The sequence below is a fragment of the Leifsonia sp. NPDC058230 genome, from assembly GCF_042882245.1.
GTDB lineage: Bacteria > Actinomycetota > Actinomycetes > Actinomycetales > Microbacteriaceae > Leifsonia.
This window is the reverse complement of record NZ_JBHVWM010000002.1, coordinates 100,502-125,774: the sequence shown is the minus strand read 5'-3', so window position 1 is coordinate 125,774 and position 25,273 is coordinate 100,502. Positions and strand designations below refer to the sequence as shown.

Annotated in this window: 26 protein-coding genes and 1 tRNA gene; 21 read left to right on the top strand and 6 right to left on the bottom strand. The window is 67.8% G+C overall.

The window, feature by feature from the left end; all coding sequences use genetic code 11:
• Positions 1-20: 20 nt before the first annotated feature.
• The 4 genes from ACFVV0_RS06220 to ACFVV0_RS06205 all read left to right on the top strand — a co-directional run bounded on the left by ACFVV0_RS06220 (position 21) and on the right by ACFVV0_RS06205 (position 4,230).
• Positions 21-1,823 carry an acetolactate synthase large subunit gene (locus tag ACFVV0_RS06220; protein ID WP_387059841.1) on the top strand — a complete coding sequence of 601 codons (1,803 nt, stop codon included), beginning with the start codon at positions 21-23 and terminating at the stop codon, positions 1,821-1,823.
• Between the two features lie 3 nt (positions 1,824-1,826).
• Entirely contained in the window at positions 1,827-2,336 is a 510-nt protein-coding gene (gene ilvN, locus ACFVV0_RS06215; protein ID WP_387059837.1) for an acetolactate synthase small subunit, read from the top strand.
• Between the two features lie 35 nt (positions 2,337-2,371).
• Complete coding sequence (gene ilvC / locus ACFVV0_RS06210; RefSeq protein ID WP_387059834.1) at positions 2,372-3,400, top strand: ketol-acid reductoisomerase; 1,029 nt, start codon at positions 2,372-2,374, stop codon at positions 3,398-3,400.
• Positions 3,401-3,495: 95 nt separating this feature from the next.
• The gene (locus ACFVV0_RS06205) at positions 3,496-4,230 is read left to right on the top strand and encodes a copper homeostasis protein CutC (protein WP_387059831.1); all 735 of its coding nucleotides are present in this window, start codon (positions 3,496-3,498) and stop codon (positions 4,228-4,230) included.
• Positions 4,231-4,236: 6 nt separating this feature from the next.
• Here the strand turns inward: ACFVV0_RS06205 and ACFVV0_RS06200 are convergent, their stop codons facing one another.
• The gene (locus tag ACFVV0_RS06200) at positions 4,237-4,626 is read right to left on the bottom strand and encodes a DoxX family membrane protein (RefSeq protein WP_387059828.1); all 390 of its coding nucleotides are present in this window, start codon (positions 4,624-4,626) and stop codon (positions 4,237-4,239) included.
• A 137-nt stretch (positions 4,627-4,763) separates the two neighbouring features.
• Between ACFVV0_RS06200 and serA the strand changes: the two genes are divergently transcribed.
• The 8 genes from serA (at position 4,764) to ACFVV0_RS06160 (ending at position 13,753) form a co-directional block, all read left to right on the top strand.
• Complete coding sequence (serA, locus tag ACFVV0_RS06195) at positions 4,764-6,356, top strand: phosphoglycerate dehydrogenase (RefSeq protein ID WP_387059825.1); 1,593 nt, start codon at positions 4,764-4,766, stop codon at positions 6,354-6,356.
• A gap of 98 nt (positions 6,357-6,454) precedes the next feature.
• The gene (locus ACFVV0_RS06190) at positions 6,455-6,820 is read left to right on the top strand and encodes a YciI family protein (protein ID WP_387059822.1); all 366 of its coding nucleotides are present in this window, start codon (positions 6,455-6,457) and stop codon (positions 6,818-6,820) included.
• A gap of 80 nt (positions 6,821-6,900) precedes the next feature.
• The gene (locus ACFVV0_RS06185) at positions 6,901-8,118 is read left to right on the top strand and encodes an RNA polymerase sigma factor (RefSeq protein WP_387059819.1); all 1,218 of its coding nucleotides are present in this window, start codon (positions 6,901-6,903) and stop codon (positions 8,116-8,118) included.
• Between the two features lie 82 nt (positions 8,119-8,200).
• Positions 8,201-9,268 (top strand): 3-isopropylmalate dehydrogenase, encoded by a 1,068-nt coding sequence (locus ACFVV0_RS06180; RefSeq protein ID WP_387059816.1) that lies wholly within the window; start codon positions 8,201-8,203, stop codon positions 9,266-9,268.
• A gap of 40 nt (positions 9,269-9,308) precedes the next feature.
• Positions 9,309-10,442 (top strand): branched-chain amino acid aminotransferase, encoded by a 1,134-nt coding sequence (locus ACFVV0_RS06175; protein WP_387059813.1) that lies wholly within the window; start codon positions 9,309-9,311, stop codon positions 10,440-10,442.
• A 34-nt stretch (positions 10,443-10,476) separates the two neighbouring features.
• Positions 10,477-11,244 (top strand): fumarylacetoacetate hydrolase family protein, encoded by a 768-nt coding sequence (locus ACFVV0_RS06170; RefSeq protein WP_387059810.1) that lies wholly within the window; start codon positions 10,477-10,479, stop codon positions 11,242-11,244.
• A gap of 40 nt (positions 11,245-11,284) precedes the next feature.
• Positions 11,285-12,802 (top strand): glutamate--tRNA ligase, encoded by a 1,518-nt coding sequence (gltX, locus tag ACFVV0_RS06165; RefSeq protein WP_387059807.1) that lies wholly within the window; start codon positions 11,285-11,287, stop codon positions 12,800-12,802.
• 9 nt (positions 12,803-12,811) lie between these two features.
• Positions 12,812-13,753, top strand: coding sequence for an NAD(P)/FAD-dependent oxidoreductase (locus ACFVV0_RS06160; protein WP_387059804.1), 942 nt, complete (start codon positions 12,812-12,814; stop codon positions 13,751-13,753).
• On the opposite strand, the gene ACFVV0_RS06155 is transcribed toward ACFVV0_RS06160, so the two are convergent.
• The gene (locus tag ACFVV0_RS06155) at positions 13,750-14,067 is read right to left on the bottom strand and encodes a hypothetical protein (RefSeq protein ID WP_387059801.1); all 318 of its coding nucleotides are present in this window, start codon (positions 14,065-14,067) and stop codon (positions 13,750-13,752) included. The two genes, ACFVV0_RS06160 and ACFVV0_RS06155, sit on opposite strands and share 4 nt — an antisense overlap.
• 93 nt (positions 14,068-14,160) lie before the next feature.
• On the opposite strand from ACFVV0_RS06155, the gene ACFVV0_RS06150 reads away from it, so the two are divergent.
• Positions 14,161-14,742: a TetR family transcriptional regulator gene (locus ACFVV0_RS06150; RefSeq protein WP_387059798.1), complete on the top strand. Its 582-nt coding sequence runs from the start codon at positions 14,161-14,163 to the stop codon at positions 14,740-14,742.
• Between the two features lie 80 nt (positions 14,743-14,822).
• Positions 14,823-14,894, top strand: a tRNA-Gln gene (locus ACFVV0_RS06145).
• A gap of 176 nt (positions 14,895-15,070) precedes the next feature.
• Here ACFVV0_RS06145 and ACFVV0_RS06140 read toward each other — a convergent pair.
• The 3 genes from ACFVV0_RS06140 to ACFVV0_RS06130 all read right to left on the bottom strand — a co-directional run bounded on the left by ACFVV0_RS06140 (position 15,071) and on the right by ACFVV0_RS06130 (position 17,098).
• Positions 15,071-15,628 carry a hypothetical protein gene (locus tag ACFVV0_RS06140; protein WP_387059795.1) on the bottom strand — a complete coding sequence of 186 codons (558 nt, stop codon included), beginning with the start codon at positions 15,626-15,628 and terminating at the stop codon, positions 15,071-15,073.
• A gap of 156 nt (positions 15,629-15,784) precedes the next feature.
• Positions 15,785-16,123: a hypothetical protein gene (locus tag ACFVV0_RS06135; protein WP_387059792.1), complete on the bottom strand. Its 339-nt coding sequence runs from the start codon at positions 16,121-16,123 to the stop codon at positions 15,785-15,787.
• 48 nt (positions 16,124-16,171) lie between these two features.
• Complete coding sequence (locus ACFVV0_RS06130) at positions 16,172-17,098, bottom strand: LysM peptidoglycan-binding domain-containing protein (RefSeq protein WP_387059790.1); 927 nt, start codon at positions 17,096-17,098, stop codon at positions 16,172-16,174.
• A gap of 64 nt (positions 17,099-17,162) precedes the next feature.
• On the opposite strand from ACFVV0_RS06130, the gene ACFVV0_RS06125 reads away from it, so the two are divergent.
• The 7 genes from ACFVV0_RS06125 (at position 17,163) to ACFVV0_RS06095 (ending at position 24,003) form a co-directional block, all read left to right on the top strand.
• Positions 17,163-17,738 (top strand): dihydrofolate reductase family protein, encoded by a 576-nt coding sequence (locus tag ACFVV0_RS06125; RefSeq protein ID WP_387059788.1) that lies wholly within the window; start codon positions 17,163-17,165, stop codon positions 17,736-17,738.
• Between the two features lie 80 nt (positions 17,739-17,818).
• Positions 17,819-18,988, top strand: coding sequence for a heparan-alpha-glucosaminide N-acetyltransferase domain-containing protein (locus tag ACFVV0_RS06120; protein WP_387059786.1), 1,170 nt, complete (start codon positions 17,819-17,821; stop codon positions 18,986-18,988).
• 51 nt (positions 18,989-19,039) lie between these two features.
• Positions 19,040-21,196 carry a TPM domain-containing protein gene (locus ACFVV0_RS06115; RefSeq protein ID WP_387059783.1) on the top strand — a complete coding sequence of 719 codons (2,157 nt, stop codon included), beginning with the start codon at positions 19,040-19,042 and terminating at the stop codon, positions 21,194-21,196.
• An 87-nt stretch (positions 21,197-21,283) separates the two neighbouring features.
• Positions 21,284-21,901: an HdeD family acid-resistance protein gene (locus ACFVV0_RS06110; protein WP_387059780.1), complete on the top strand. Its 618-nt coding sequence runs from the start codon at positions 21,284-21,286 to the stop codon at positions 21,899-21,901.
• Positions 21,902-21,957: 56 nt separating this feature from the next.
• The gene (locus ACFVV0_RS06105) at positions 21,958-22,518 is read left to right on the top strand and encodes a GIY-YIG nuclease family protein (protein WP_387059777.1); all 561 of its coding nucleotides are present in this window, start codon (positions 21,958-21,960) and stop codon (positions 22,516-22,518) included.
• Between the two features lie 52 nt (positions 22,519-22,570).
• Positions 22,571-23,248, top strand: a complete 678-nt coding sequence (locus ACFVV0_RS06100) for a hypothetical protein (RefSeq protein ID WP_387059774.1) — start codon at positions 22,571-22,573, stop codon at positions 23,246-23,248.
• Positions 23,248-24,003: a DUF1295 domain-containing protein gene (locus tag ACFVV0_RS06095; RefSeq protein WP_387059771.1), complete on the top strand. Its 756-nt coding sequence runs from the start codon at positions 23,248-23,250 to the stop codon at positions 24,001-24,003. Before ACFVV0_RS06100 ends, ACFVV0_RS06095 begins: the two co-directional genes overlap by 1 nt.
• Here the strand turns inward: ACFVV0_RS06095 and ACFVV0_RS06090 are convergent.
• Positions 24,000-25,259: an APC family permease gene (locus ACFVV0_RS06090; protein WP_387059768.1), complete on the bottom strand. Its 1,260-nt coding sequence runs from the start codon at positions 25,257-25,259 to the stop codon at positions 24,000-24,002. The genes ACFVV0_RS06095 and ACFVV0_RS06090 overlap by 4 nt on opposite strands.
• Positions 25,260-25,273 lie beyond the last annotated feature (14 nt).

Genomic DNA, 25,273 nt, shown 5'->3' with positions numbered 1-25,273 from the left:
ACCAAGGGACACTCCCACACATGTCTTCGGAACCAAGTACCGTGTTGCCATCCGCGACGCCCGCCGGTAAGGCGTCACCAGAAATCCTCACGGGCTCGCAGTCCGTGGTCCGCACGCTCGAACTGCTCGGCGTCCGGGACGTCTTCGGACTCCCCGGCGGTGCGATCCTCCCGATCTACGACGCGATCATGGACTCCACCAAGATCCGTCACGTGCTCGTGCGCCACGAGCAGGGCGCGGGTCACGCAGCAGAGGGCTACGCGTCGGCGAGCAACAAGGTCGGCGTGGCGATGGCCACGAGCGGCCCCGGCGCCACGAACCTCGTCACGGCGATCATGGATGCTCACATGGACTCGGTGCCGGTGGTCTTCATCACCGGACAGGTGTTCTCCACGCTGATGGGAACGGACGCCTTCCAGGAGGCGGACATCGTCGGCATCACCATGCCGATCACCAAGCACTCCTTCCTCGTGAAGGATGCCGCCGACATCCCGTCGACGATCGCGGCCGCGTACCACATCGCCGGAACGGGTCGCCCCGGCCCGGTTCTGGTCGACATCACCAAGGACGCGCAGCAGAACAAGGTGCCCTTCGTCTGGCCGCCGAAGATCGACCTGCCCGGCTACCGCCCGATCACCAAGGCGCACGGCAAGCAAATCCTCGCGGCGGCGCAGCTGCTCGTCGAGGCGAAGAAGCCGATCCTCTATGTCGGCGGCGGGGTCATCCGCTCGAAGGCGTCGAAGGAACTGCTCGAACTCGCCGAAGCGACCGGCGCGCCCGTCACCACGACGCTCATGGCGCGCGGGGCCTTCCCCGACTCCCACCCGCAGCACCTGGGCATGCCCGGGATGCACGGCACCGTGCCCGCGGTGCTCGCCCTGCAGGAGTCCGACCTCATCGTCTCGCTCGGTGCGCGGTTCGATGACCGCGTCACGGGCAACACCGCCCTGTTCGCACCCAACGCGAAAATCGTGCACGTCGATGTCGACCCTGCCGAGATCTCCAAGATCCGGGTCGCCGACGTCCCCATCGTCGGCGATGCCAAGGACGTCATCGTCGATCTGACCGCGGCCTTCCAGCAGGCGAGCCGGGAGACCACGCCCGACACCGTCGAATGGTGGACCTACCTGAACGGGCTCCGCGAGGAGTTCCCGCTCGGGTTCACCCAGCCGACCGACGGTTTGCTCTCCCCGCAGCACGTCATCAAGCGCATCGGCGAGCTCACCGGACCGGAAGGCATCTACACCGCCGGCGTCGGACAGCACCAGATGTGGGCGGCGCAGTTCATCAAGTATGAGCGACCCAACGCCTGGCTCAACTCGGGCGGCGCGGGCACGATGGGCTACTCGGTCCCGGCCGCGATGGGGGCCAAGGTGGCCGAACCCGACCGCATCGTCTGGTCGATCGACGGCGACGGATGCTTCCAGATGACCAATCAGGAGCTCGCCACCTGCACGATCAACCACATCCCGATCAAGGTCGCGATCATCAACAACTCGTCGCTCGGCATGGTGCGCCAGTGGCAGACGCTGTTCTACGACGGCCGCTACTCGAACACCGACCTCAACACCGGGCACGACACGGTGCGCATCCCGGACTTCGTGAAGCTGGCCGAGGCATACGGCGCCCTCGGCATCCGCGTCACCAAGGAAGAAGAGGTGGACGCCGCCATCAAGCTCGCCCTCGAGACGAACGACCGCCCCGTGGTCATCGACTTCGTGGTGAGCGCCGACGCGATGGTGTGGCCGATGGTGCCGCAGGGCGTCAGCAACAGCTACGTGCAGTACGCCCGTGACCACAGCCCCGCGTTCGAGGAGGAGTAACCGATGAGCACGCACGTCCTTTCCCTCCTCGTCGAGGACAAACCGGGTCTGCTGACCCGCGTGGCCGGCCTGTTCGCCCGTCGCGGCTTCAACATCGAGTCGCTCGCGGTGGGCACGAGCGAGGTGGACGGCCTCTCCCGCATCACCGTCGTGGTGGATGTGGAGGAGCTTCCCCTCGAGCAGGTCACCAAGCAGCTCAACAAGCTGATCAATGTGATCAAGATCGTCGAGCTCGACCCCGCGCAGTCCGTGCAGCGCGAGCACCTGCTCATCAAGGTGCGCGTGGACAACACCACGCGCTCACAGGTGCTCGAAGCCGTCAACCTGTTCCGCGCGCGCGTCGTCGACGTCGCCACCGACGCCCTCGTGATCGAGGTCACGGGCGACAGCGGCAAGACGCAGGCGCTGCTGAAGGTGCTCGAGCCGTACGGCATCAAGGAGATGGCGCAGTCGGGCCTGCTCGCGATCGGCCGCGGCTCGAAGTCCATCACCGAACGAGTGTTCAAGAACTGACTGAGCAAGACCACACGAACAAGGAGAAACATCAAGTGGCTGAGATCTTTTACGACAACGACGCTGACCTGTCCATCATCCAGGGCAAGAAGGTCGCCGTCATCGGTTACGGCTCGCAGGGACACGCGCACGCCCAGAACCTCCGCGACTCGGGCGTCGAGGTCGTCGTCGGCCTGAAGGAGGGCTCGAAGTCGAAGCCCAAGGCCGAAGAGGCCGGATTCCAGGTGCTGAGCGCCGCGGACGCCGCGAAGTGGGCCGACGTCATCGTCATCCTCGCCCCCGACCAGGTTCAGCGTCACCTCTACGCCGACGACGTCCAGCCCAACCTGAGCGAGGGCAACGCGCTCGTCTTCGGCCACGGCTTCAACATCCGCTTCGGCTACATCGAGGCTCCCGAGGGCGTCGACGTCATCATGGTCGCCCCTAAGGGCCCGGGTCACACCGTGCGCCGCGAGTACGAGGCCGGCCGTGGCGTTCCCGTGATCGTCGCCGTCGAGAAGGATGCGACAGGCAACGCGTGGCCGCTCGTCCTCAGCTACGCGAAGGGCATCGGCGGACTCCGCGCCGGCGGCATCAAGACGACCTTCACCGAAGAGACCGAGACCGACCTGTTCGGCGAGCAGGCTGTGCTCTGCGGCGGCGTGTCGCAGCTCGTCCAGTACGGCTTCGAGACCCTGACCGAGGCCGGCTACCAGCCGCAGGTCGCCTACTTCGAGGTGCTGCACGAGCTCAAGCTCATCGTCGACCTGATGTGGGAGGGCGGCATCGCCAAGCAGCGCTGGAGCGTCTCCGACACCGCCGAGTACGGAGACTACGTCTCCGGGCCGCGCGTCATCGACCCGCACGTGAAGGAGAACATGCAGGCCGTTCTCGCCGACATCCAGTCCGGCGCGTTCGCCGAGCGGTTCATCGCCGACCAGGACGCCGGCGCGCCGGAGTTCCTCGCGTTGCGCAAGAAGGGCGAGCAGCACCCGATCGAGGCCACCGGCCGCGAGCTGCGCAAGCTGTTCGCCTGGAACGCCTCGAACGACGACGACTACGTCGACGGCGAGGTCGCCCGCTAGTATCGGGCACCGTTGAGCGCGAAGAGCGCGGTTCGGCACGACCGGACCGCGCTTTTCGCACACCACACCACGACACGTACGAGATCGGGGAACGCATGCAGCAGGCGCTCGCGGTGGAGATCGCCGTCCAGGACCCGGCAGGCGTGCGTGTCGCGCTCGACGCCAGTGTCGACCGGATCGAGTTGTGCTCGGCCCTCAGCACCGGCGGCCTGACTCCCTCGGCCGGTTTGATCGCTGCAGCGGTCGCGCAGGCCGAGGCGGCTGAACGGCCCGGTTTCGTGCACGTGCTGGTGCGCCCCCGAGGGGGCGGTTTCGTCTACACGCCCGAAGAACTCGACGTGACCATCGCCGACATCCGCGGTGCTGTCGCGGTCGGAGCGGGCGGCGTCGTGATCGGTGCGCTCGACGCATCCGGAGCCATCGACGTCGATGCGACCGCGCGACTCATCGAGGCGGCCGACGGCGTCGACGTGACCTTCCACCGGGCGATGGATGCGGTGGCCGACCCGCTCGGCGCCCTCGAGACACTCGTCGGGCTCGGGATCACGCGCATCCTGAGCTCTGGTGGCGAAGCGCGCAGCGTCGACGGTGTCGGGATGCTCGCCGCCCTCGCCGCGGAAGCATCCGGCCGCATCCAGGTGATGGCCGGGGGAGGCGTGCGCGTGGTGGACCTGCAGGCCATCGCCGCGACCGGCGTCGACGCCGTCCACCTGTCGGCGCGCGCAACCGTGACCGGGACGATCAGCGGGCCGGGCGGCGGAGACGACTCCTACGACGTCACGTCACCCGATGTGGTGCGGGAGGCCGTCGCAGCGCTCCGGGTGTCCTGACGCCCGTCAGAGCGCGACGATGATGCACAGCGCGATCAGCACGAGCTGGCCGATGAGGCGCGGGACGAGCGGAGTAGCGAGCCTGCCGAAACCCTCTGGGTGGCGGGCGGCATAGGCGTTCGCGGGGAACACCGCGACCAAGAAGACGGCGAGCGCGATCGCAGCGGGCACCCGCGTCGCCGGGACGAGCAGGCCGATGCCGCCGGCGATCTCGCAGACGCCCGTGACGGCGACCAGCACAGACGGTCGCAGCATCCCATCCCTGCGCATCCGCGGCGGAATCATCCGGGCCATGACTCTGCGAGGTCGGGGCAGGAAGTGCACGACGCCCATCACGACGAAGACGCAGGCGAGCGCGATGCGCAGCACGAGCTGAACGATCTCGAAGACGGTCACCCTCCCCAGTCTGCCGCTACATCGGGCGTAACGCGGGCGAGGGCACCCCGCGTCAGCCGGTAGAGTGTGTGCTGATCGCGCCCCATAGATCGTGGCGCTCGCCTCCCAAGCCTGCTCCGATTCGAAGGAACCGCCACGTGACAAAGCCGGTCGTGCTGATCGCCGAAGAACTCTCGCCCGCCACCGTCGACGCCCTCGGGCCGGACTTCGAGATCCGCGCGGTCGACGGCACCGACCGTCCCGCGTTGCTCTCCGCCATCGTGGACGCGGACGCGATTCTGGTGCGTTCGGCCACGAAGGTCGACCAGGAGGTCATCGGCGCGGCGCCCAAGCTGCGCGTGATCGCCCGTGCGGGAGTCGGGCTCGACAATGTGGACATCAAGGCCGCGACGACCGCCGGTGTCATGGTCGTGAACGCGCCGACCTCGAACATCGTCTCGGCCGCCGAGCTGACCGTGGGGCACATCCTGAGCCTCGCCCGTCACATCCCCGCCGCCCACAATGCGCTCGCGCAGGGTCAGTGGAAGCGTTCGAAGTACACGGGCGTCGAGGTCTACGAGAAGACCGTCGGCATCATCGGCCTCGGCCGTATCGGTGCGCTCATCACCGCTCGTCTGCAGGCCTTCGGCACCAAGGTGATCGCCTTCGATCCGTACGTGACCTCGGCCCGCGCGCAGCAGCTGGGTGTGCAGCTGGTGACACTGGACGAGCTGCTCGCCGAAGCCGACTTCATCACGATCCACATGCCCAAGACCCCCGAGACCACCGGGATGATCAGCGACGACCAGCTCGCGCTGATGAAGCCCACCGCGTTCATTGTGAACGTCGCGCGCGGCGGGCTCATCGACGAAGACGCGCTGTACCGCGCCCTCTCGACCAAGTCCATCGCCGGTGCCGGCCTCGACGTCTTCGTCAGCGAGCCGCCCACCGACTCGCCGCTGCTCGCGCTCGAGAACGTCGTCGTCACCCCGCACCTCGGCGCTTCGACCGACGAGGCCCAGGAGAAGGCCGGTGTCTCCGTCGCCAAGTCGGTTCGCCTCGCGCTGTCGGGCGAGCTGGTTCCGGATGCGGTCAACGTCGCCGGCGGCGTCATCGATCCGTACGTGCGCCCGGGCATCCCGCTCGTGGAGAAGCTCGGCCAGGTGTTCTCCGGGCTGTCGCACAGCCCGCTGACCAGCGTCGACGTCGAGGTCCGCGGCGAGCTCGTCGACTACGACGTGAGCGTGCTCAAGCTGGCGGCGCTCAAGGGCATCTTCACCAATATCGTCAGTGAGACGGTCTCGTACGTGAATGCGCCGCTGCTCGCCGAGCAGCGCGGCATCGAGGTGCGCCTGCTCACCGATTCGGTGAGCGAGGAGTACCGCAATCTGATCACCCTGCGCGGCGCGCTCAGCGACGGCTCGCAGATCTCGGTCTCGGGAACGCTCACCGGCACCAAGCAGATCGAGAAGATCGTCGAGATCAACGGCTACGACGTCGAGGTCCCGATCGCGGAGCACCTCATCGTGATGATCTACGACGACCGTCCTGGCATCGTCGCCGTCTACGGCCACGAGTTCGGCGAGGCGGAGATCAACATCGCGGGTATGCAGATCGCCCGCACCGCAGCCGGAGGCAAGGCCCTCAGCGTGCTCACGGTCGATTCGCGCATCCCGGAGGGTCTGCTCGAGAAGGTGCGTGTGGCGATCGACGCCGACCTCATGCACGAGATCGACATCACCGAGTCCTGAAAAGATTTTCGGCCCGCCTGTCGATTTCTGCGGGAGGCTTACGTCGTACTGGTGTTCACATCAGAAAGCGCGATCAGCGCGAGACGTAGGGAGACATCATGTCCGAAGAGTATGTGGTCCTCATCCGCGAGCCCGACTGGAACCCGGGGGAGATGTCCGCAGAGGCCATCCAGGCCGGCATGGCCGGTCACGGGGCTTTCCAGGAGGCAGTGGCGGCGGCCGGCGAGAAGATCCTCGGCGGCAGCGCACTGCAGTCGGTCTCGGTGGCGACCAAGATCACTCCACGCGCGGGAGGCACTCCGGTCTTCACCGACGGTCCGTTCGGTGAGACGCGCGAAGTGGTGAGCGGCTTCTACAGCTTCACGGCTTCGAGCCCCGAGCAGGCCAGGGAACTGGCAGCGCTGGTACCGACCCACGGCTGGGTCGAGCTGTATCCGGTGCTCGTGCTTGAGCGGGTCAGCTGACCACGCCTGGAGGCCGCATCCCGTTCGCGACGGGCGCCGCCGGCGATTGTGCCGGCGAGTGCGCCACGATTGAATGGGCTGTGGCCTCCGGGATCGAGCAAGCCTTCCGTGCTGACGCTCCGCGCATCCTCGGCGCCGTCGCGCGGTACACCGGCGATCTGCTGACGGCCGAAGACGCCGTGCAGGAGGCTTTCGCCCGCGCCGTCGAACTGGCGGCGCGCGGCCACGCACCCGACAATCCGTCCGCGTGGATCACCACGGTGGCCAGGCGGATCGCGGTCGACACGATCCGCAAGGAACGCACGACCATGCGCTCGCTCCCCGCCATCGCGGCCGAGCTGCGCCGAACAGCGGATACCCCCATGCCCGAGACAGAGTTCGCCTTCACCGGCGACGAGCGGCTGGAGTTGATCCTGCTCCTCTGCCACCCCGAGGTGAGCGAGGAGGCCAGGGTCGCACTCGCCCTGCGCTTCGTCTGCGGCGTGCCGACCCGGGAGGTCGCCGCGGCCCTGCTCGTGCAGGAGGCGACGATGGCCGCGCGCCTCACCCGGGCGAAGAAGCGGATCCACGATTCGAGCATCCGGTTCGCGATCGACGACGAGGCCGACGTGGAGGCACGGTTTCCGGATGCGCTCACGACGATCTACCTGCTGTACACCGTCGGCCACGCGGCGCCGGACGACCGTGTGCGTGCCGACGCCGTGGTGCTCGCCCAGGATGCTCATCGCATCCGGCCGGACGATCGTGAGGCGGCCGGTCTGCTCGCGCTTCTCCTGCTCACCGAAGCGCGGCAGACGACCAGGCTGTCGCCCGACGGCGACTTCGTGACGCTCGCCGAGGCCGACCGCGGCAACTGGAACGCAGGGATGATCACCGAGGGGGAGCAGCTCGCGACGACGGCGCTGGGCGGTCGCGGGCGTTTCGCTCTGCAGGCGGGGATCGCCGGGCTGCACGCCATCGCCCCGAGCTGGGACGCCACCGATTGGCCGGCGATCGCCCGGCTCTACGACCGTCTCGTGGAGCTCTGGCCGTCACCGTCGGCCCGTCTGGGCCGGGTCGTCGCCCGCGGCTACAGCCCGGATGTGGGGCCGGAGGCGGCTCGCGACGAGCTGGACGCCGATCGTGAGCTCTTCACCGGGACGCTCGCGCCGCAGGCCTTCGCCGTGCGCGGCGATCTGGCCCGGTTGGCGGGGGATGCGCGCACCGCGGCGACCGCGTACGGCCGGGCGATCGAACTCGAGCCGAACGAACGGGTCCGACGATTTCTCGCGGTCAGGCGGGACGCGCTCGCACCGTGACAGGGCCGGCGTCGGGCGGCGCAACCCGCGGGCCGCCCGCCGGTAGGGTTGTCATCAAGACAATCGAGACCGCAGGAGTGCCATGTCGCAGACGATCAGACTCGCCGTCATCCCGGGAGACGGAATCGGACCGGAGGTCGTCGCCGAAGCGGTCAAGGTGCTCGATGCCGTCACGGCCGAAAGCGACCTGAGCTTCGAGAAGACGCCGTTCTCGCTCGGCGCCGAGCGCTACCTCGCGACGGGCGAGGTGCTCACGGATGCGGACCTCGCATCGATCAAGCAGCATGACGCCATCCTCCTCGGAGCGGTCGGCGGTGTGCCCGGCGACCCACGGCTGAAGGATGCGAACATCGAGCGTGGCCTGCTCCTCACGCTCCGCTTCTCGCTCGACCACTACGTGAACCTGCGCCCGACCACGCTGTTCCCGGGAATCGCGAGTCCGCTGGCCGACCCGGGCGACGTCGACTTCGTCGTCGTGCGCGAGGGCACGGAAGGCCCCTACGTCGGCAATGGCGGTGCCATCCGGCAGGGCACGCCGCACGAGATCGCCAATGAGGTCTCCGTGAATACGGCCTATGGCGTCGAGCGCGTCGTGCGGTACGCGTTCGAGCAGGCGGAGGCGCGGCGCAAGAGGCTGACCCTGGTGCACAAGACCAACGTGCTCACCTTCGCGGGGGGTCTCTGGAAGCGGATCGTGGATGCGGTCGCGGCCGAGCATCCCGAGGTCACGGTCGACTATCTGCACGTGGACGCCGCCACGATCTTCCTCGTCACGAACCCTGCTAGGTTTGACGTGATCGTCACAGACAACCTCTTCGGCGACATTCTCACCGACCTCGCGGCCGCAATCAGCGGTGGCATCGGACTGGCGGCCTCGGGCAACATCAACCCCGCAGGCGAATTCCCCAGCATGTTCGAGCCGGTTCACGGATCGGCCCCCGACATCGCAGGCCAGCAGAAGGCCGATCCCACCGCCGCGATCCTCTCCGTCGCACTCCTGCTCCGTCATCTCGGCAGCGTGGAGCTCGCGGAGCGGGTGGAGGGTGCGGTGACCGCCGATCTCGTCTCCCGTTCCTCCCTGCAGGGCGTCGCATCCCGCACCACCGCCGAAATCGGTGACGCGATCGCCGCACTGGTGGCGCAGAATTAGTTCAACCCCGCTCTGAATGAGTGCAGCGCAAAGGACTCTCATGAACGCTTCGACAAGCATCACCCTCACCGACGGCCCCACCGAGACCAGCGGCCTCCAGTTCGCCGTGACGCGCAACGACGCGTCACGAAGCGCAGAAGAGCGCGCGGAGATCCTCGCCGACCCCGGTTTCGGCAACTACTTCACCGACCACATGGTCGACATCTGCTGGTCGGCCAAGGGCGGCTGGCACCGGCCGCGGGTCTCGCCGTACGGGCCCATCCAGCTCGAGCCGTCGGCCGCCGTGCTGCACTACGCCCAGGAGATCTTCGAGGGCCTCAAGGCCTACCGCCACGCGGACGGTTCGATCTGGACATTCCGCCCCGAGGCGAACGCCGCGCGCATGCAGCGCTCGGCTTACCGGCTGGCCCTGCCCGAACTGCCGGTCGAATACTTCCTCGACTCGCTCCAGCAGCTCATCAAGGTCGATGCCGACTGGGTGCCGTCGGCGCCGGAGACCAGCCTCTACCTGCGTCCGTTCATGTTCGCCAAGGAGGCGTTCCTCGGTGTGCGCCCGGCGAACAAGGTCGCCTACTACCTGATCGCCAGCCCCGCTGGCGCATACTTCACCGGAGGCGTCGCCCCGGTCTCGATCTGGCTGTCCGACCGCTGGTCGCGCGCAGGTCAGGGCGGTACCGGTGCCGCGAAGACCGGCGGCAACTACGCGTCGAGCCTGCTGCCGCAGTCCGAGGCGTACGCGCACGGATGCGCTCAGGTGCTCTTCCTCGACTCGGTCGAGGGCAAGTACCTCGAAGAGCTCGGCGGGATGAACGTGGTGCTGGTCTACAAGGACGGAACCATCGTCACGCCCGAGTCGGACAGCATCCTCGAGGGCATCACGCTCGAGTCGGTGCTGCAGCTCGCCCGCGATCGCGGCCACAAGGTCGAGCAGCGCAAGGTCACGCTCGACGAGTGGCGCGTCGGCGTCGAGTCAGGGGACATCGTCGAGGTCTTCGCCTGCGGCACGGCCGCCGTGATCACGCCGATCGGCGAGCTCAAGTCGGACACCTTCACGGTCGGCGACATCACTGCGCCTCCCGGGGAGCTGACCATGTCGCTGCGCCAGGAGCTCACCGACATCCAGTACGGCCGCATCCCCGACCGTCACAACTGGATGACCAGGCTCGACGGCTGACACGCCGGCCGCCGAGTCCCTTAGGCTCATATCCGTGAAGATTGCACGATTCAGCCACGAAGGCGCCATCGATTACGGAATCGTCGACGAGGACGCGCTCGTCGTGCTCGCGGGCGACCCCATGTTCTCCGGATTCGACACCACCGGCGAGCGGGTGCCGCTCGGCAAGGTGGGGGCGCTGCTCGCTCCGGTCATCCCTCGCTCCAAGGTCGTCGCGGTCGGCAAGAACTACCGGGACCACGCCGCGGAGATGGGCGGGGAGGCCCCGGCCGAGCCGCTGCTCTTCCTCAAGCCGAACACGTCCGTGATCGGGCTGGGGGATGCGATCGTGCTGCCCCCGCAGTCGCAGCAGGTGGACTACGAGGGCGAACTCGCCGTGATCATCGGCACGATCGCCAAGAACGTGACGGTGGAGCGCGCGCTCGAGTACGTCTTCGGATACACCGTCGCCAACGACGTGACGGCCCGTGATCTGCAGAAGACCGACGGCCAGTGGACCCGCGCCAAGGGCTTCGACACTTTCTGCCCACTCGGACCGGTGATCGAGACCGAACTCGCACCGGATGCGTTCATCCGCACCCGCGTCAACGGCGAGCTCAAGCAAGACGGCAAGATCAGCGACATGGTGCACGACATCCCGTCGATCGTCGCCTACGCCTCGAGCGTGTTCACCTTGCTGCCCGGGGATGTGATCCTCACCGGAACGCCCTCGGGTGTCGGGCCGATCGTGGCCGGCGACACCGTCGAGGTCGAGATCGAGGGTGTCGGGTCGCTCGTGAACCCGGTGCGCGCCGCCAAGTAGGCTCCGCCGACCAGGCTCCGCCAACTACACTTGCACAGGTATGTCTGACAACGCCTCTCACCCCTTCTCCACGGCCACCGGCGCCGAGGTCCGCGTGCGGTTCTGCCCCTCGCCCACCGGAACGCCGCACGTCGGCCTGATCCGCACCGCCCTCTTCAACTGGGCCTACGCGCGTCACACGGGCGGCAAGCTCGTGTTCCGCATCGAAGACACGGATGCGGCCCGCGACAGCGAGGAGAGCTACGCGCAGATCGTCGAGGGTCTCACCTGGCTCAAGCTCGACTGGGACGAGGGCGTGAACGTCGGCGGACCGCACGCGCCGTACCGTCAGTCGCAGCGCTACGACATCTACGCCGAGGTCGTCGAGACGCTCAAGGCGTCGGGGCACATCTACGAGAGCTTCGCCACCGGCGAGGAGATCGAGGCCCGCAACGTCTCGCTCGGCCGCGACCCGAAACTCGGCTACGACAACTTCGAGCGCGACCTCACCGAAGAGCAGAAGGCCGCCTATCGCGCCGAGGGCCGTCAGCCCGCACTCCGCCTGCGCGTTCCCGACACCGATCTGAGCTTCGACGACCTGGTGCGCGGGCACATCACCTTCCCGGCCGGCTCGTTCAGCGACTTCGTCGTCGTGCGTCCCAACGGGCATCCGCTGTACCCGTTCGTGAACCCGGTCGACGACGCGCTCATGGGGATCACCCACGTGCTGCGCGGTGAGGACCTGCTGTCGTCGACGCCGCGCCAGATCGCGCTCTATCACGCGCTGATCGACGTGGGACTCACGACGTTCGTCCCGCGGTTCGGTCACCTTCCCTATGTCATGGGTGACGGAAACAAGAAGCTCTCGAAGCGCGACCCCGAGTCGAACCTGTTCCACCACCGCGACCGCGGATTCATCCCCGAGGGCCTGGTGAACTACCTGGCGCTTCTCGGCTGGTCCCTCACCCACGACCGCGACGTGTTCGGCATCGACGAGATGATCGCCGCGTTCGACGTCGTCGATGTGAACCCGAACCCGGCCAGGTTCGACCTGAAGAAGGCCGAGTCGATCAACGGCGACCACATCCGGATGCTCGAGACCTGGGATTTCGCGGAGCGTACCGTGCCATACCTGGTCGCCGCCGGCGTGCTCACCGAGCCCCTGACCGACGCACAGCACGCCATCCTCACCGAGGCCGCGCCGCTCGTGCAGGAGCGGGTGCAGCTGCTGGGGGAGACGCCGGGGATGCTCGGCTTCCTCTTCACCGACGCCGCATCCCTGGTCGTCGAGGACGATGCCCGCGCCTCGCTGCCGGCCGACGCCGGCGAGGTGCTCGCGGCATCCCTCGGTGCGCTGGAGCTCGTCCCGGAGTCCGACTGGACCCACGAGGCCATCGAGGCCGCACTGCGCGATGCCTTGATCGAGGGCCTCGGGCTCAAGCCGCGCGTCGCCTTCGGGCCACTCCGCGTCGCGATCTCGGGTCGACGGGTCTCGCCGCCGCTCTTCGAGTCGATGCAGATCCTTGGCAAGGCCGAGACCGTCGCGCGCCTCGACAAGCTCTCCGCCCTGCTCGGATAGGTCCGCGCGATGACAGGGGAGTCGTTCGAGGTCGTCGTGATCGGTGGCGGCCCCGCAGGCCTCTCGGCTGCGCTCAACCTCGTGCGTGCCCGCCGACGTGTGCTGGTGATCGACAGCAACCGGCCGCGCAATGCCGCGACTCTGAAGGCGCGCGGGTTCCTCACGCGCGACGGGATCCCGCCGCTGGAGCTGCGCAGACTGGGCCGCGACGAGGTCGAAGCGTACGACAACGGCGAGGTCGCGTTCGCGCAGGCCCAGTCTGTCGAGTTCTCGGACGCAGGGTTCCACATCCGGGCGAAGGGGGTGCGTGGCTCGGCCGACCTCGACGTGCTCGCCGAGACCCTGGTGATCGCCACCGGTCTCACGGAGACGCTGCCGGATGTGCCCAGCATCCGGGCCTACTACGGCACCCAGTTGCACAGCTGCGTCGAGTGCGACGGTTTCGAGAAGGCGGATGCGCCCCTCGCCCTGATCGGTGAGACGGACGATCTCGCCGAGCGTGCGCTGCTGCTCACCCAGTGGTCGAAGGATCTCATCGTCTTCACGAACCAAGCGGGCACGGTGACGGCCGACGAGGAGCGCACGCTCGCACGCCTCGGCGTGCAGGTCGAACGTCGTCAGATCGACGACCTCACGGGGGAGCGCGGCGTGATGACGGGCGTGCGGCTCGTCGACGGCACGGAGATCCCGAGGGTCGGCGGATTCGTGCGCCCGGTCTGGACGCCGTCGCTCGCGTTCGCAACGGGTCTCGATCTCGATGCCGACGACGACGGGTTCCTGCTCACGGACTCACAGGGGCGCACGTCGATTCCCGGCGTCTACGCGGCGGGGGAGTCGACGCCGCCGGGGCCGCAGCAACTGATCGTGGCCGCCGGAGCGGGAGCGGTCGTCGCTGCGGCCGTCAATCGCGACCTCATCGGGGTCGCGACCGATCAGGACGCAACGGTCTAAGCGGCGCTCACGTAGTTGTCGTCCGTCGCACTGTTCAGCAGCGTGTAAGTGACGGTCGAACCGAGGTCGTTCGTCTTGGTCCAGGTCCGCTCGAAGGTCTGGCCGTCCACCTGGTAGCCGACGGCGATCCGGTCGAACGCGTTCTCGTCCACGCGATCGAGGACGACAGAGGTCGCGGATCCGAGGCCGGGCTGAGGGAGCACGGCGACGAACTGGCGCGCGTCGCCGGCAGGGCTCGAGTCCGTTCCGAAGTCGTCGGCGGAGAGCCGGAGCACGAGAGTGTTCTCGACGGTGACGGGGGCGGTGATGCTCATTTCTCTTTCCTCCAGTTGAATATAACTAAACGTTTAGTTGTAGAGTACACCTCTAGAATCGATCTGGAAAGCGCGACGATGCAGGAGCGGACAATGGCGAAACGGTATGACAGCGCTGAGAGCGCCAACCTTCTCCTGGAGGCGAGCGCCGTCGAGTTCGCGCAGAAGGGGATCGGCGGAGCCCGCGTCGACAAGATCGCCGAGCGAGCCGGCGTGAACAAGGCGTCGATCTATACCTACTTCGGCAAGAAGGAGGACCTGTTCGGCGCAGCCCTCCAGAAGAAGCTCGGCGAGTTGGCGGAACACGTCGTCGTTCGCTCGGAAGACGTGCCCACCTATGTCGGTCAGCTCTTCGACTTCCTGTGCGCGCATCCGGACGTCGTGCGGCTCTACGAGCACGAAGGGATGCACTACGCGCCGGGTGAGGTGCCCGACTTCGACAAGCGCGAGCAGTACCACCACGACCGGGTCGCACTCATCCGCGAGGCGGCGGGCGGGCCCGATCCCGATGCCGAATCGATCTTCCTCAGCCTGATCGCCATGGCGTACTGGTTCGTCGCGGCACCCCAGGTGGTCCGGATGATCTACGGCGACCTCGACGAGGAGCAGATCCGCGATCGATACCGCTCACAGATCATGGAGACCGCACGCCGAGTGATCGCTCCGGCCTCGTGAAGGGCGGCGCGCCCGTTTTGTGATTGGGGCTCCCGGTAGGCTAAAGTTGACTCTCGGTGCCGGTCTCCGGATTGGCGCGGTGGGGTATGGTGTAATTGGCAACACGGCTGATTCTGGTTCAGTTGTTCTTGGTTCGAGTCCAGGTACCCCAGCAGTTCTGAAGTGAAATTGGGCCCGGTTTTTCCGGGCTTTTTTCTTGCGTAGATCCGCGGAAGTCTGCCCTTGCTCGGTTCCTGGCTCGTCGCCAGGCTCTTCACGAAGACTCATTTGAGACCTGAGACTAGCGCCTGGACGGCGTGACGATGGCGGTACAGCTTCGACTCTCTGGTTAGTCGAGCAGGCGACTGGGAAGCTCGACACTCACCTCGACGATCACATCTTCCCCGCTGACCTGACGTGTCTCGCCGTAGCGAACAATGTCGCTGCAATAGAGCGGAACGTCTGCGTCACGGTACACGTAAATCTGTAAACGATCGTCTGCGTTGAGGGCCTCGTCGGGTACCGGTGACGGATCGCTCTCGAAGGCCATCGGCTTGAGCGAATACCCTTCCGCAACGGCGGTCTGCCTGAGGGAATCGGAGATGCCGCCTGCATGAGGGACGAGGTAGTACACCGTCGACCAAGGAATGAGGTTGTCCGGGCCATTGCCCCCATCCCCGTTTGTGCAGAGCTTTCGGCCGCCCAGTTCATCGAGAGCCGCATTGAAGGGTTGGATCTGTGCATCGGCCGGGTTCGAGAAGGCCGCGTGCAACCAGCCGCTGACCGTGACGACAAGCACGGTTCCCGCACCAATCACGAGGACGGACGCGACGATCACCGACCAAATGATCAGTGCCCTCGTCCGCTTGCTGTTCTGCTCGCGGACATGCCCCTGCTGTTCCCCCATGGGTCGAGCGTAGGAGGCCGTGCCGCGGTCGGGGCATCCCCAGTACGGGCGGTCGGAAACGACACGCGGCCGAGGTCGCTGAGCTCATCGGCAAGTCAATTCGAGCTGCGTAGGACTCTCGGGTCCTGAGCGAGTGCCTCGCTTACCGTGGCGAGCTCACTGCGCGCCGATGCCGCTGTCGATCATCGAGTTTCCGCCGACCGGGTTCTGAGACGGCTGCGGCTCGTGAAACCGCGGGTTCGCTTTTCCGCGCTCCGCCACCACCGTCACGCGACGGCGGAACGCCGCAACCGAGGCCATCACAGTGACCGCGAGCAGGGCCGCACCCAGAGCGATGAGCCACCAGCCGGCCGCCTCGCCCGACATGACCGCGATGACGCCGAGAGGTACGGTGAGCCAGACGCCGACAGCGGATGCGATCGCAACGACCACCCGTGCCCGGGTGCCCCTCGTCCGACGCTGCGCCCGCTCGTAGTCTTCCATCAGTCCGCTCATGCCGTTCCCCCTCCGTTGAGCTGAGCATAGTGGGTGGGGGCTGGGACGCTAGAGGCTGTTCGGGTCGAGGTTCAGCGTCGTGGATTCGTAGAGGTATTGGTTGCCGCCGTCGCCCGGCAGATCCGGGTTCAGCCAGATGAGATCTTGCACGTGGATTCCGAACCGCGACGCGACCATCGCAGTGGTGTCGCCCTGCGCCACGAGGTACCGCTTCGGCGCACCGCTCGCGGTCTTCGCTGTGACGGTCCCGTCGGCGTACGGGCGGGCGCCCCCGTCGATCGGATGCACGTTCGACTGTCGAACGGGGACCGACCAGTGCATCGCATTGACGGCGAGCACCTTGCCCGGTCCCAGTTCCACCGGGACCCCGTTGGCCGAGGTCACCGAGGAGTAGGTCACGAGCGTACCCAGATACGACGGCTGGCTGACGTTCAGGGGTGCCGTGGATGCTGGGGCGGCCGTCGTGGTCGGTCCGCCGAGCGAGTGATCTCCGACGCCGTGGTAGGTCAGTCCATCGCCGACCCTCGGCGGGACGTCGATCAGCGTGACGGACACCGGAACCGGCACCGTCGAGGTGAAGCGCGAGTATTCGGCGGTGTAGGTGTTGTCACCGTCGGCGATCATCCGGTAGTGGAAGTGGATGCTGCCCTTCGGGGAGGCGACATCGCCCTCGGCGACGACCGTGCCCCGCGGGACCGGCGTGATCGTCGGGATCGGCGCCGGAGTGGGGGTGGGGCTCGGAGTGGGCGTGGCCAGCGGCGTCGGGGTCGCCGAGCCGATGACGATCCCAGAGATCGTGGAGGTCGGCGACGGGGATGCTGTCGGGGCCGCATGCCGGGTGTGCGCCGATGAGGGGTCGCCGGTCCCGCTGAAGAGGGCGCATCCGGAGACAGCGGTGAGCAGCGCGATGGCGACGCCGACGGCCGATGCGAATCGGCGCCGGCGCGTTCGGCGCTGGTTGTCCGTGCGAGTCATGATCCCCCCTCGCGGGATCCTACCGGTGGTGGGACACTCGGGACGCAGAGATTGGAAGATTCTCATGGCCCTCGTGATCAGCGATATGTCCATGTCCCTCGACGGCTACGTAACCGGCCCCAACGACAGTCGGGAGAATCCTTTCGGCGACGGCGCCGGGATGCTGCACGACTGGATGTTCGACGCGGCGACCGACGAAGACAGCGCCATGCTGCAGGAGATGATCGACGGCGTCGGCGCCATCGTGATGGGGCGGACATCGTTCGACAAGAACGAGGGTGACGGAGGCTGGGGCGACAGCGGCCCCGTCGGCGATACTCCGTGCTTCGTCGTGACTCACACGCTGCCGACGACGACGTACCCGCCGGTCTTCACGTTCGTGACCGACGGCGTGGCGAGTGCGATCGAGCAGGCCGTCGTTGCGGCGGGGGACAAAGTCGTCGGCCTGCACGGTGCGACCGTGATGCAGCAGGCGCTCCCGCTCGGCCTCGTCGACCAGATCCGCGTTCATGTCGTCCCCGTGCTGCTCGGCGGCGGGACGCCGCTGTTCGGCGCGCTCGGAGAGGCGATCTCCCTCGAACGCACGAGCGTCACGATGACGCCGGCCGCCACACATCTCGCGTTCCGCGTCATCCGGTAGGTGGGTGGGCCGAGGCTCTGCCCATCCCCGGTCTCATTCGCTAGCCTTGCGTCACAGCGATCCGGCCGAGAGGACTGGAGATGACGGACGGCGTGATGCCCCGGTTGGTCGGTCTCGATATCGCACGCTTCGTCGCGATTCTCGGGATGATGTCGGCCCATGTGACGGAGCGCGGCGAGAGCTGGTTCTTCGCCGTCTCCGACGGGAACGCATCCACCCTGTTCGCGGTGATCGGCGGTCTGAGCATCGTGCTGGCCACCCGACGGTACCTGGATGCGGGCGCCGCGGTCGCCGCCTGCTGGGCGCTGGCCGCGCGTGGCGTAGCCGTGATCGGGATCGGCCTGACGCTCGGCCTGCTGGGCAGCCCTGCGATCGTCGTGCTGGTCTACTTCGGCGCATCCATGATCTGCACCGTCCCGTTCCTGTTCGCACCCACCTGGGTTCTCGTGCTGAGCGCCACCGTGCTCGCCGTCGTCGGGCCTTTGGTGAACGGTTCGGTCAGGGCGCAGCTGGGGGCACCGGATGAGGGCGGCTCGCTCGCATGGACCGCGCTCGAGCATCCGGTCACCCTGCTTCGCGCCACCTTCGTCACCGGAACGTACCCGGTCATCACGTGGCTCGTGTACATGCTCGTCGGGATGACCGTCGCCCGGTTGCTGTTCATCGCCCAGCAGAAGGGGACCCATCGACGTTTCGCGATCGTGCTCGCCGGGATCGGTGCGGCGGGACTGGCGGCGACGCTCGGGTTCGTCGCGCTCCTCTTCCGGCTGCTCGGCCGCGAATCGGAACTCTCGAGCGCCGCGGTCGACCTCGGCGCTCCGGGCAGCGGCTGGTGGTCGTATCTTCTGCACACACCACACACCGGATCGTTCTTCGACATCACCCGCGGGGTCGGTGTCGCCTTCATCGTGATCGGGGTGTGCCTGCTCCTCGCCTGGTCGCTTCCTTCGGTCTGGCTTGTCGTCCTCCACCCGGTGAGCGCCGCCGGTGCGGCCCCGCTGACGGTCTACGTCGCCCACATCTTCGCGTACTCGTTCGCGACCGCGTACTACCAGGAGAGCGGCGCGGCGGAATTCCCCTGGTGGTTCTCCGGCCCGAGCGCCCTCGCGCTCCACGCCGCGCTGGCACTCGTCATCGGTGCCATTCTCGCTCTCCTCCGGCGACGGGGTCCGCTCGAGACATTCGTCAGCCGCTTCTCCGAGCAGATCGCGGAGGCACTGAGTCCGCGAACGCCCACCCCGGCCCGGTGACCCGGCCCGCCCGGTGACTGCCTGTGGTCCGCTCCCTAGAATGAAGAGCGGGTGGAATCAGCTGAGGGCGGCGGACAGATGCAGATACGACGGGTTCTCGCGGCGAGTGTCGTCACGGTCGGACTGACGCTGCTCGCGATCGTCGGCGCTTCGCCGGCTCAGGCACAGGAACCCGTGGTGCTCGGCCCCGGGCACGTGGTCGACGATGCAGGCGTTCTGGGTTCGCGCACGGATGAGGTGGAGAGCGCCACCACGAAACTCGCCAGCGACCACGAGATCGGCCTTTTCGTGGTCTACGTCGACACCTTCACCTCGCCGTCCGATGCGAAGTCGTGGGCGATCGCCACGGCACGTCAGAACAACCTCTCGCCCACCGACTACCTGCTCGCGGTCGCCGTGCAGGGGCGCTCGTACTACCTCTCCGCCGACACCGCCGGTCCGCTCAGCCAGTCCGAGCTGAGCGACATCCAGAAGAACCAGATCGAGCCTCGGCTCCGCAACGATGAGTGGGCGGATGCCGCCATCGCGGCCGCGACCGGCATCGGGAACGCCGTGAGCGGCAGCAGCGACGGAGGCACAGCGGGTGGCGACGCGGCGGGCCGTGGAGGGGCCTCGGCGGGCACCATCGCGGCGGTCGTCGTCTCCATCGTGATCGTCCTCGTCATCATCGGGGTCATCGTGCTGCTGGTGGTGCGCACGAGAAACCGCAACCGCATCCGCGCGAAGGCTGCGCGCGATGCGGCCTCGCAGGCGGACGAGCTTCAGGCGATCCCGCTGCCCGATCTCGAGCGCCGCGCGGCGACCGCTCTCGTGCGCACCGACGATGCTCTGCAAGCCAGCTCGCAGGAGCTCGGATTCGTCGTCGCACAGTATGGGGACGAGGCTGCGCGTCCGTTCGCGGCGGCGGTCGACTCCGCCGACGCCAAGCTCCGTGCGGCCTTCTCGCTGAAACAGAAACTCGACGATGCGGAGCCGGACACCGAGCAGGAGCGCCGCGAGTGGAACGCGACGATCATCCGCGAGACCGCTGAGGCCAATCGACTGCTGGATCAGCAGACGGCGGCGTTCGCCGAACTGCGCTCGCTCGCCAAAGACATCCCCGGCAAGGTCACCGAGCTGCGGTCGGACGTCGTGACCGCCCAACTGCGCGTCAACGCGACGCGGACGACCCTCGCCCAGCTGGCTTCCGAGTACAGCGACTCGGCGTTGACCACCGTGCAGGACAACATCGTGCAAGCCGGCGAGAGGCTCACGTTCGCCGCCACGGCGCTCGCCGATGCGGAGCTGAAGGCCGACTCGGGTTCCGCCACGCAGGCGGCCGTGAGCGTTCGCGCCGCCGAAGCCGCCCTCGACCAGTCCCGGCAGCTGCTGGAGGCGGTCGACAGGGTCGGCACCGATCTGACGACCGCGCGTGGCCAGCTCGACGCGCTGGTCGTCAACCTGCAGCAGGACATCGCGGACGCCAGAGCGCTCGCCGCGTCGGGCGACCCGAGCGGAGCGATCATGGCGGCGGAGGCTTCGACGCAGGCCGCCGTCGCTGACGTGCAGTCGCGCCTCCGCGGCGGCACGGTGAACCCGCGCGAACTGCTGCAGAAGCTCGAACTCGCCAACCGCGAGATCGACGGGGTGGTGAACGCGGTGCGGACGCGCCAGGCTCAGGAGCAGCGCGCCGCCGCGTCGCTCGGCCAGACACTCGGATCGGCACAGAGCCGCATCACCGCCGCATCGGACTTCATCGCCGCACGGCGCGGCGCGGTCGGGGCGGAAGCGCGTACGCGGCTGGCTGAAGCGTCGCGCCTGCTGAGCCTCGCGCAGTCGACCGCGGCGACCGACACCGTCAGCGCCGTCGCGCACGCTCAGCGCGCCGACGAGCTCGCGGCCCAGGCCATCCAGTTCGCCGAGTCCGACGTGAACGGGTTCACCTCGAATGCAGGCGGCGGCGGGATGTACGGGACGCCCGGTCAGTACGGCGGCCGAGGCGGTGGGGGTGGTGGCCTCTTCGGAGCCGTGCTCGGCGGCATCCTGATCGACAGCGTCCTGCGCGGAAGCGGCGGCGGGTTCTTCGGCGGAGGCGGCGGTGACGGTGGGGGCGGAGACTTCTTCAGCGGAGGATTCGGCGGTGGCGACGGACGCGACGGCGGTGGCGGAGGCGGCTTCTTCGGCGGAGACGGCGGCGGGGGAGACGGTGGAGGCGGCGGCGACTTCTGATCGCGGTCTTCGTCCCACCCGGCCGCGTCGATGGACACGGCCCGTGTGGAGCGATAGCGTTCGGTCATCCAGCGAAAGGATCGTCTGATGTCCAATTCACAACCTTCGATGTTCGCCTCTTTCTCGCTCGACGCCAAAGACATGACGGCATCGGTGATCAACACCGTTCGCGTTTCGCTCGGCATCAGCGGTGCGGTCGCACTGATCATCGGGATCATCATCGTGTTCTGGCCGAAAACGGCCGCCGCCGGATTGACGATCCTGATCGCCATCTCGCTCCTGGTCTCCGGCCTGTCGTATCTGGGCATCGGGATCTTCGCGAAGGGCCTCAGCGGCGGAGCGCGAGCGCTCGACATCGTCTTCGGGGTCATCTTGGTCGTCGCCGCGATCCTGGCGTTCGCGAACCTTTCCGGGACGACCGCGTTCCTGGCGGTGTTCCTCGGCATTCTGGTGGGCATCATCTGGATCGTCGAAGGCGCGACCACGTTCGCGCAGCTCGGCGACGCACCCTCGCGCGGCTGGGCCATCTTCTTCGCCATCCTGAGCATCGTGGCGGGAATCGTGCTGCTCTTCTCGCCGCTGTGGGGCTTCGTCGTGCTGTTCATCCTGCTCGGGATCAGCCTCATCGTGCTCGGTATCGTTCAGATCATCCGGGCCTTCACGTTCGGCCGGGGTGCGGGCAAGGCGGCCTCCGCGACCGCCTGACCGATCGTTCGACCGCATCCGTCGGCCGCGTCGGTGCTCGCGGGTAGAGTGCCGGCATGGTCGACGGGTGCGGAATCCTTCTGGGCAGCGGGCGTCTCTGCGCCGAACCCGTTACCGCAGACACGCCCCTCAACCTCTGCACCGCTCACCTGCTGGCGGCCTACGACTGGGTGGCGCGCGACGCAGGTGTGACGGATGTGCTGCCGTCGCCGTGCGCGGCGTGCGGCTCCCGGCTGGGAGTGCGTTACCCCTCCGGGTGGCTCTGCGCGATCTGCGAGTGGCGGGTGGGGGAGGCCCCCGACGAGCCGGGCACGGAGGTCAGGGTCGACGTCGTGTACTACATCCGGTACCAGGACCGGGTGAAGATCGGTACGTCGGCGAATCCGCGTCGGCGCCTCGCGAGTCTGCCGCACGACGAGGTGCTGGCGTTCGAGCTGGGCGGCCGGAAGCTGGAGCAACGGCGGCACGAGCAGTTCGCCGCGCACCGGATTCCGAGAACGGAGTGGTTCGAGTTGCACGACGAGCTCGCCGCTCACCTCGCCGAGCTCCGCGAGGGCGCCGAGGACCCGTGGGACCTGTACGCCTATTGGCGGAGCCGCCGCATCGCGCTGACCTAGATCGGCACGCCGACGATTGCCCCGCACCAGACCGTGCGGCAGAGTGAGGGCCATGCAGTTCGATCCGAGTAAGCGTGCCATCGACCTTCCTGCGCCGCCGACGGTCGACGAGGCGATCGCTCGGTTCGGAGGCTCGGCGTTCACACTCGAACCGCACGAATCCGCCGAGGAGGCCGGAGCGAGCGTCTGGAGCTCCACCCGCAACGGGCGGGAGACCCCGTCGGCGCTGACGCTGTCGTACACGCTCTGGCGGCATCCGGAGAACCGTGAAGACCCGCGCAATCTCGCCGAGCTGGCGCCCGAGACCGCGGCCGCGTTGGATGAGTTGCCGCCCTGGCCTCTCCCGGAGTGGATTCTCGAGACGCGCGCCCGGATGCGTTACCCGCTCGTCTGGGATGCCGTGCGAACCACGCTCCCCGGCTCCGAGAGCCGATCGCTGACCCAGACGCTGAACGAGCATGCCGATTACATCGTGCAGAACCTCTTCCGCGACGAGAGGACTCGGGGAGACTTCCCGGGAACACTGATCGACCCGGTGTCGGAGCAGCACACCATCGAGGGAACAGTCGTCGTCGACGGTGCCGCATTGCGCGCCCTCTGGATCGAGAGCGATCCGCACATCGTCGCGGTGGCCGCGCAGGTCGGCGACCGGATGCTCAGCGCCGTCGTTGCGCGGGAGCACCTTCCCTTCCTGCGCCTCGACTTCGCGACCCGGACGGCGGTGGTGTGATGCCGACGACCGACCCGTACCGCTGGTTCGTTTACCTGGAGATCGCGCTGGCCGTCGTCACCTTCGTGGCCCTCTGCTTCATCGTCGCGCCGTACGGGCGGCACGGGCGCGGCGGATGGGGTCCCACTGTTCCCGCGCGCGTCGGCTGGGTGGTGATGGAGTCCCCGGCGTCGGTGCTGTTCCTGATCTTCTTCCTCCTGGGCGAGCATCGCTTCGAGGTGGTGCCGTTGGTCTTCCTCGGGCTGTGGCAGCTGCACTACATCCAGCGGGCGTTCGTCTATCCGTTCCTGATGCGCGGAGGGGGACGGATGCCGGTGTCGGTCATGGCGATGGCGATGCTGTTCAACACCCTCAACACCTGGATCAACGCGCGCTGGATCTCGGAGTACGGCTCGTATGCGGTCTCATGGCTGACGGATCCGCGCTTCGTGATCGGTGTGCTCGTGTTCCTGGGCGGGTTCGTACTCAACCTGAGCTCGGATCGCATCCTGAGACGGCTGCGTGGGCGGGGATCGGACGGGTACAGGATTCCGCACGGCGGGGGATACCGCTTCGTGTCGAGCCCCAACTACCTGGGGGAGATCGTGGAGTGGACGGGGTGGGCGATCGCGACCTGGTCGCTGGCCGGCTTCGCGTTCGCGCTGTACACGGTGGCGAACCTCGCGCCGCGGGCGATGGCGAACCACCGCTGGTACCGGGAGACGTTCGACGACTATCCCCGGTCGCGCAAGGCGCTCATCCCGTATCTGATCTAGAGCTCCCGGCCGCGCGACGCGGTCAGGCGGATGGCGCGGTAGGCGAATCCGCAGAGCAGCACTGCAGCGCCGACGGCGATGCTCATCGGCGGCAGTGTTGCCACGAGGGCGACGCAGCCGATCATTCCGAGAACCTGGAGCCAGCGTGGATACCGGCGGCGCTCGGCGCTCTGCCGGAAGGCGGCGAGGTTGGCGACGAGGTAGTACAGCAGCACGCCGAACGAGGAGAAGCCGATCGCGCTGCGGAGGTCGACGGTCGCGACGAGCACGACCACCACGACCGCCAGTGCGATTTCGGCGTGGTGCGGAACGGAACGGCGCGGATGCACGGCCGCGAGCGAACGCGGCAGGTCGGCATTCCGTGCCATCGCCAGCACGGTTCGGCCGATGCCTGCGATCAGAGCCAGCAGAGCCCCGAGCGAGGCGAGGGCGGCTCCCGCCTGAACGATCGGAAGCGCCCACGCCCATCCGGCCGCCGCGGTCACATCTTCGAGCGGGGCATCGGACAGCGCCAACCGGTCCGGTCCGATCGCCGCGAGGGACACGACCGCGACCGCGAGGTAGAGCACCACGGTCAGAGCGAGGGCGACGGTGATGGCCCGCGGGATCGTGCGCGCGGGGGAGCGCACCTCCTCGCCGAGCGTGGCGATGCGCGCGTAGCCGGCGAAAGCGAAGAAGGTGAGCCCGGCGGACTGCAGGATCCCGTAGAGCGATCCGGGGGCGGAGAATCCACTCGCGAGTGCGCCCGAAGGTGCGGCGACCGCACCCGCCGCGAGCACGACTCCCAGGACGGCGAGTACGAGGACGACGATGATCCGGGTCAGCTGTGCGGTGCGGGTCACTCCGGCGTAGTTGACGGCAGTGAGCAGGACGACCGCGCCGATCGCGACGGGTCGCTCCCATCCCGCCGGGGCCGCATAGGTGGCGAAGGTCAGAGCCATCGCCGCGCAGCTGGCCGTCTTGCCGATCACGAAGCTCCACCCGGCGGCGAAACCCCACCAGGGGCCGAGCTCCTCGCGTCCGTACAGATAGGTGCCGCCGGAGGCGGGATAGGCGGCCGCGAGCTGTGCTGAGGATGTGGCGTTGCAGAAGGCCACGACGGCAGCGATGGCCAGTCCCGCGAGAAGCCAGCTTCCGGCGGCAGCCGCGGCCGGGGCGAACACGGAGAAGATGCCGGCGCCGATCATCGAGCCCAGACCGATGAAGACGGCGTCGCCCAGTCCGAGACGGCGCGCGAGGATGCCCGAAGTGGCCATTCCTGAAGCGTAGG